The 6056-nt window shown below is 73.7% G+C and carries 8 protein-coding genes and 1 pseudogene; 3 read left to right on the forward strand and 6 right to left on the reverse strand.

Features of this window, described 5'->3' with window-relative positions; genetic code table 11:
• The first annotated feature begins 24 nt into the window (after positions 1 to 24).
• Positions 25 to 1032, forward strand: coding sequence for a hypothetical protein (locus AMK29_RS14935; RefSeq protein WP_073812855.1), 1008 nt, complete (start codon positions 25 to 27; stop codon positions 1030 to 1032).
• A 53-nt stretch (positions 1033 to 1085) separates the two neighbouring features.
• Here AMK29_RS14935 and AMK29_RS36690 read toward each other — a convergent pair whose 3' ends face one another.
• Positions 1086 to 1298 (reverse strand): hypothetical protein, encoded by a 213-nt coding sequence (locus AMK29_RS36690; protein WP_198942245.1) that lies wholly within the window; start codon positions 1296 to 1298, stop codon positions 1086 to 1088.
• On the opposite strand from AMK29_RS36690, the pseudogene AMK29_RS37050 reads away from it, so the two are divergent.
• Positions 1261 to 1353 (forward strand): annotated as a pseudogene (locus AMK29_RS37050) (RidA family protein); the annotation flags it as partial. The gene AMK29_RS36690 and the pseudogene AMK29_RS37050 overlap by 38 nt on opposite strands.
• Positions 1354 to 1411: 58 nt before the next feature.
• Here the strand turns inward: AMK29_RS37050 and AMK29_RS14945 are convergent.
• From AMK29_RS14945 to AMK29_RS14965, 5 genes are all read right to left on the reverse strand, one after another.
• Positions 1412 to 2716 carry a mannosyltransferase family protein gene (locus tag AMK29_RS14945; RefSeq protein ID WP_107422592.1) on the reverse strand — a complete coding sequence of 435 codons (1305 nt, stop codon included), beginning with the start codon at positions 2714 to 2716 and terminating at the stop codon, positions 1412 to 1414.
• Between the two features lie 82 nt (positions 2717 to 2798).
• Positions 2799 to 3155 carry a hypothetical protein gene (locus AMK29_RS14950; protein ID WP_073812858.1) on the reverse strand — a complete coding sequence of 119 codons (357 nt, stop codon included), beginning with the start codon at positions 3153 to 3155 and terminating at the stop codon, positions 2799 to 2801.
• Entirely contained in the window at positions 3148 to 3642 is a 495-nt protein-coding gene (locus AMK29_RS14955) for a SigE family RNA polymerase sigma factor (protein ID WP_073812861.1), read from the reverse strand. The genes AMK29_RS14950 and AMK29_RS14955 overlap by 8 nt, the downstream gene beginning before the upstream one ends.
• A 169-nt stretch (positions 3643 to 3811) precedes the next feature.
• Positions 3812 to 4999 (reverse strand): thiolase family protein, encoded by a 1188-nt coding sequence (locus AMK29_RS14960; RefSeq protein ID WP_073812864.1) that lies wholly within the window; start codon positions 4997 to 4999, stop codon positions 3812 to 3814.
• A 164-nt stretch (positions 5000 to 5163) separates the two neighbouring features.
• Positions 5164 to 5415: an EF-hand domain-containing protein gene (locus tag AMK29_RS14965; RefSeq protein ID WP_073812866.1), complete on the reverse strand. Its 252-nt coding sequence runs from the start codon at positions 5413 to 5415 to the stop codon at positions 5164 to 5166.
• A gap of 208 nt (positions 5416 to 5623) precedes the next feature.
• On the opposite strand from AMK29_RS14965, the gene AMK29_RS37055 reads away from it, so the two are divergent.
• The coding region (locus AMK29_RS37055; protein ID WP_241845363.1) for a DEAD/DEAH box helicase at positions 5624 to 6056 on the forward strand (433 nt) is incomplete at its 3' end.

Here is a 6056-nt window from a genome sequence, read left to right on the forward strand (position 1 = left end):
CGACGAATCGTTCCGGAGAAACGCATGCCCCGCACCACACCCCCGCGTCCCGCAGATGTCGAGGAGCTCTTTCCCGGCCTCGCCGAGTTCCGGCGGACAGCGACGCGCCTTCACCCGCGCCCCGGCGACCCGAAGGCACAGGACAGCTCCGTCGGGGGCCCCGTGCTGTGGCCGGCCGACGAACCCTGGCCGATGTGCACCGCCGTCCACCCCAAGGGAACCGGGCACCTGCTGGCCGACGTCCGCCTCGCACGCCGTATCCATGCGGCTTCGGAGGGGCGAAGGAAGACCGAAGAGGAGATCGCTCTCCTCGCCACCCTCCGGGACGGGCTGCACGACCCCGGCATCGGCGACGCGGACCCCATCCCGATGCTGGCCGCCGCGCAGTTGTGGGCACGGGACATCCCCGACCTCACCGGGCCCCCGGGGTACGACCTCCTGCAGGTCTTCTGGTGCCCGTTCGAGGCGCACGGCCCCGACGCGAGCGTGGACGTCGTACTGAAGTGGCGCCGCAGCCAGGACATCGGTGCCGTACTCGGGGAACAGCCCGAGCCGCTCGTCGTCGGCTCACCCGAGTGCGTTCCCCAGCCCTGCGACCTCCACCCCGAGCAGATCGTCGAACATGAATACCTCGGCCTGCTCCCCGAGGACCTGCAGGAAGCCATCGCGACGTGGGAGGAGGAGCTCCTCGAAGAGGACGAGCAGGAAGCGGAAGCGGACTTCTCCACCGAGTACTCCAGCGACCTGTCCCTCGCCCCGGGCTGGAAGGTCGGCGGCTTCGCCACCTGGCACCTCACGGACCCGCGCCCCGTCGACTGCCCCACGTGCGGCACTGCCATGCCCCCGCTCCTCACCGCCCACCATGTCGAATGGGATCCCGCCTCGGAGAGCTGGGCTCCCCTGGAGGATCGCCGCCCCGATCTGTACCGGCACGTCATCACCCCCACGGGCGTGTACCTGGGACGCGGGTACCTGCGTATCCACACCTGCCCCACGGACGCGTTCCACCCCCATCGACTGAGCTTCCAGTAGCAGGGGGAGAGGCCTCCTGCAGACGCGGCAGGTGCCTCAGCCGGATATTCGACTCAGATTGAAGGGAGCCTCGGCTCCTCCATCGACGACCGGCGCACCGGGTCCAGTGAGTCCCGCACGGGTGCGGCCCGTTCGGCGTGCCGGGCGTCCTGGAAGGTCACCTCGACGCGGAGTCGGCCGTCCGCCTCGGGTTCCTCCGGAACCGTGCGGAGCGGTCCCGCCAGATCGGCGGGGCGGTTGGCCGCAGCCGGGGTGGCGCCGCCCACGTCGATGCTCGGGGTGACGCGACCGGCCGTCCCCGGCCGGCTGGTCGAGCTGGAGGCACCGCCGTCGCGTGACCCGCCGGGCCGGACCTCGCCGGCCTGCCGCCCGCCGGACCTCAGCCCGCCCAGCGGCCCGTCAGGAAGGTGACGGTGAGGACCGTGCCGAGGGGGGCGGCCAGGCAGACGTACACCGCCGTCGTCTTCCGCCCGCGCAGGCTCCAGGCGGCGAGGCCGATCCACAGCGGCCACCACAGCAGGGTGCTGCGGGCGATGGACATGTACCAGTACGAGGTGCCGAGCGCCCACAGCGTCAGCGCGATGTACACGGCCTCCGGCCAGCGTCGCCGGCGGATCAGGAGGGCGAGCAGCCCCAGGCCGAGGAGCATCGCGACCAGGTCCGCCTGGAACAGGGCGGCGTAGCCGGTGGCCTGGGTCTGGGCGAACGCCTCGTGCCAGGTCTGGGACCAGGCGTCCCACGGGGCGCGGAAGTGGCGGTACCAGCCGCGCTCCTGGGCGTGCTTCCAGGCCATCCAGTCGCCGGTCCGCTCGTACAGGTACCAGAAGTAGAGGAGGGCCGGCAGCGCGGGCAGGGTCAGGAGCGCGGCGCGGCGCCGCCCCGTCCGTACCGTGAGGAGGAAGTGGACGGCGAGGGCGGCGGCCAGGAAGAGGCCGCTGACACGGACGGTGGTGGCTCCGGCGGCGAGGAGTGCGGCGAGGGGCCACTGGTGCCGCTGGGCGGCCAGCCAGGCGGGCAGCGCGAAGGCCAGGAAGAGGGCTTCGCTGTATCCGGCGGCGAGGAAGACCGCGCACGGGGACAGCAGGAGGAAGAGCGCGGCGCGCCTGCCCGCGGGCGTGTGGGCGAGGTGGAGTTCCGCGATCCGGGCCAGCGCCACCACGGCGACCGCGCCGGCGGCGAAGGAGACGAGCAGCCCGGCGACGGTCCAGTCGGGGACCACGGTGTGCACGGCACGCAGGAGCAGCGGGAAGCCGGGGAAGAACGCCTCCCTGTTGTCCCCCGTGCCCGGCCCGGGGCCCGCTCCCGCCTCCTCGGGGAAGTAGCCGTCGCGGGCTATGTGGAGGAAGTGCCCCCAGTCCCAGCGCTCGAAGGAGGTGAGCACCGGTTCCGGCACCCGGGCGTCGCCGTTCGCGGGGAACAGCAGGCGGGTGCAGTACGCGGTCGTCCACAGGGCCACCCGGGTCAGCAGGTACAGCCACAGGACCTCGCGGTCGGCCGGTCGCAGCCAGGACCGGGCGCGCCCGAGCGGCGTGTGGTCCCGGCCCGGGCGTTCCGGCCGCCGGGCGAGGTCGGCTGCCGGGGAGGCGGACGGGGGCGTCCGCCGGGCGTGGTCGGCTGCCCGGGATGCCGCGGGGGCCGTCCGTGCGGGGGCATGCCTCGGGGAGGCGGGTGCCGTGGCAGGCATGGGTGTGGTCTCTCCGTGGGTGCGTGAAAGGGCGGGACCGGCCCCGACGCGGGGGCCGTCCCGGAAGCGGGGACGCGGAGGATCAGCCGTGCAGGGTCGTGGTCCCCGGCGTGGCCGGCGGGAGCGTGCGGCCCGGGTCCGTCTCCGTGGGCAGGGGCCCGGGGGGAGGGCTGGTGGTGGGTCCCGGCAGGGGTGCGGAAGGGCTGGTCGCGGGCAGGGCGGGGCCGGAGGTCTCGGGTACGAGTCCCACCGCGGTGACCACGCCGAGGGCCGCGACGGCGCTCGCCGAGACCAGGGCGAGGGCCACTCGGCGCCGGTGCGACCGCCTGCCCCGTTCCACGACCTGGGCGACGGGCAGCGGCGTGGCGTGCCGCCGGCCGTGATCGGCGGCTGCCCGGAACAGGCTCCTCAGGGACGGGTCGTCGATGTCGTCACGCATCGGGAGCCTCCTGCACGTTGTCCCGCAGCCGGTCGGCCAGGGCGGCACGCCCACGGCCGAGGTGAGTCTTGACCGTGCTGGCGGACAGCCCGGTCTCGCCCGAGATCTGCTCGACGGTGAGGTCGCACAGGTAGTGGAGGGCGATGGTGCGCCGCTGCTGGGCCGGCAGGGTGCGCAGTGCCTCGACGAGCACCACGTGTTCCGGTCCCGGGCCCGGCATGTCGGCCGGGGCCGCCCGTCGGCACCAGGCCTCGGCCGTACGGCGCCGGAAACGCCATCGGCTCACGGCGAGACGCCAGGCGACCTTCCGGACCCACGCCTCCGGTCCGGCGTCGCGGTCGAGCTGCCGCCGCCGGTTCCAGCCCTTGATGAACGCTTCCTGGACAACGTCTTCAGCCTCCTGCAGGTCGCCGAGCATGACGTAGAGCTGCCCGGTGAGCCGCCCGACCGCCTGGACGTAGAACGCTTCGAACTCTTCGACGGTCAACGGCAACTCCCGGGTCTCTCGCTTCACCGGGCATACGCCTGGCAGGGCCGCGACGGTCTACACCGAACCCGAGGAGGGTGCGTGAGCCCGGTCACATCAGCCCCGCCGCCCCGGGGGCTGTCCGGGGCGGCGGGGCTGGGGCGGGACCCGGGGCGGCGTCCGGTGGTCCTCAGTCCCGGTCGACCAGGACCGCGGTGCCCTGGCCGACGCCGACGCACATGGTGGCGAGGCCGTGGCGGTCGCCGGTGCGGTGCATGCGGTGGAGGAGGGTGGTGAGGATGCGGGCGCCGGAGCCGCCGAGGGGGTGGCCGAGGGCGATGGCGCCGCCCTGGGGGTTGACCCGCTCGGGGTCGATGCCGAGTTCGCGGACGCAGGCGAGGGCCTGGGCGGCGAAGGCCTCGTTGAACTCGGCGGTGTCGATGCCGTCGAGGGCGCGGCCGGTGCGGGTGAGGACGCGGCGGACGGCGGGGACGGGGCCGATGCCCATGACGTCGGGGTGGACGCCCGCGCTGGCGCCGGCGACGTAGCGGCCGAGCGGTTCAAGGCCCAGCTCGTGGAGGACGTCCTCGGTCACGAGCAGCAGCGCGGCGGCGCCGTCGTTCATGGGGGAGGCGTTGCCGGCGGTGACGGTGCCGCCGGGGCGGAAGACGGGCTTCAGGGCGGCCAGCTTCTCGGGCGTGGTGTCGGCCCTGATCGACTCGTCGTGGGCGACGACGGTGCCGTCGGGGAGGGTGACGGGGACGGTCTCGGCGTCGAAGAGGCCGTCCTTGCGGGCCGCGGCGGCGAGGCGGTGGCTGCGCAGGGCGAAGGCGTCCTGGTCCTCGCGGCTGACGCCGTACCGGGCGGCGACCTCCTCGGCGGTCTCTCCCATGGAGAGCACCCCGTGGAGCTCCTTCATCCGCGGGTTGGTCATCCGCCAGCCGAGCTTGGTGTCGTGGATCTCCTGGTGGTGGGGGAGCGCCTGCTCGGGGCGGGGGAGGACGAAGGGGGCGCGGCTCATGGACTCCGAGCCGCCGGCGAGGACGATGTCGGCCTCGCCGGAGGCGATGGCGCGGGCGGCGGTGGTGACCGCCTCCAGTCCGGAGGCGCAGAGCCGGTTGAGGGTGGCGCCGGGTACGGTCTCGGGGAGACCGGCGAGCAGGACGGCCATCCTGGCGACGTTGCGGTTGTCCTCGCCGGACTGGTTGGCGGCGCCCCAGTAGACGTCGTCGATCCGCGCCGGGTCGAGCGCGGGCACGGCGTCCAGGACGGCGCGGACGGCGGTGGCGGCGAGGTCGTCGGGGCGTACGCCGGAGAGGGCGCCGCGGAGACGGCCGATCGGCGTGCGCCGGGCGGCGGCGAAGTAGACGGGGCGCATGGTCACGGCTCCAAGGTGTGGGAGGGCCCTCAAAACTAGCAGCGCAAGTTTTCCTGACTGTAGCTCCCCGGGTGCCGCCCCGGTCAAGACGTAACCCCGTCCCGCACGGCGCACACACGCCACGACGGGCCGGGCCGGGCGCCGTCAGGCCCGGCGCCCGCGCGTCACCACCCGAAGCGGCGGTCGACCAGGGTGGCGAACTCCTCGAACGAGAGGACGCGGTCGCCGTTCTGGTCGGCCTCGTCGAACAGCGCCGACGCCTCGTCGGCGTTCCCCACGCCCCAGAAGGGGATCACGCCCTGGGCGGCGAGGGTCGGGCCCTTGGCCCGCAGGGCGCTGATCACCTCGACGCGGGTCAGCGTCCCGTCGTGGTCGAGATCGAGCGCGTCGAAGAGAGTGCGGGCCTTGTCGCTCATGGTGTGTCCTGTTCCCTGGGGCCGGGGGTGTCGTGTCGGCCGACGCGTCCCGTACGGAAGGACGCGGGTCTCGCCCCGCACGTTGCCTCCGAGGGTGGACCGCCGCCCCGGGGGTTGTCCACAGGTTCGCCGGAGGCGGAGCCCGGGGTTGTCCACAGCTTCGCCGGAGGCGGCAGGGGGTGTCCGTGGCGGCCGATAGGGTGGGTGAATGGTCCTCACCGACGATTCCGCCGTGATCTCCGAGGCCGCGGGTGTCCTCCACCGCGTCTTCGGCTACAGCTCCTTCCGAGGGGAGCAGCAGGAGATCATCGAGCAGGTCGTCGGCGGCGGCGACGCCCTCGTGCTGATGCCGACCGGCGGCGGCAAGTCCCTGTGCTACCAGATCCCGGCCCTCGTCAGAGAGGGCACGGGCGTCGTGATCTCGCCGCTCATCGCGCTGATGCAGGACCAGGTGGACGCGCTCAGGGCCCTCGGCGTGCGGGCCGGATTCCTCAACTCGACGCAGGATCCGTACGAGCGCCAGGCCGTCGAGCAGGCCTTCCTCGCCGACGAGCTGGACCTGCTGTACCTGGCCCCCGAGCGCCTCCGCACGGAGGGCACCCAGCGGCTCCTCGACCGGGGCAAGGTGTCGCTCTTCGCGA

The sequence above is a fragment of the Streptomyces sp. CB02261 genome, assembly GCF_001905665.1.
GTDB lineage: Bacteria > Actinomycetota > Actinomycetes > Streptomycetales > Streptomycetaceae > Streptomyces.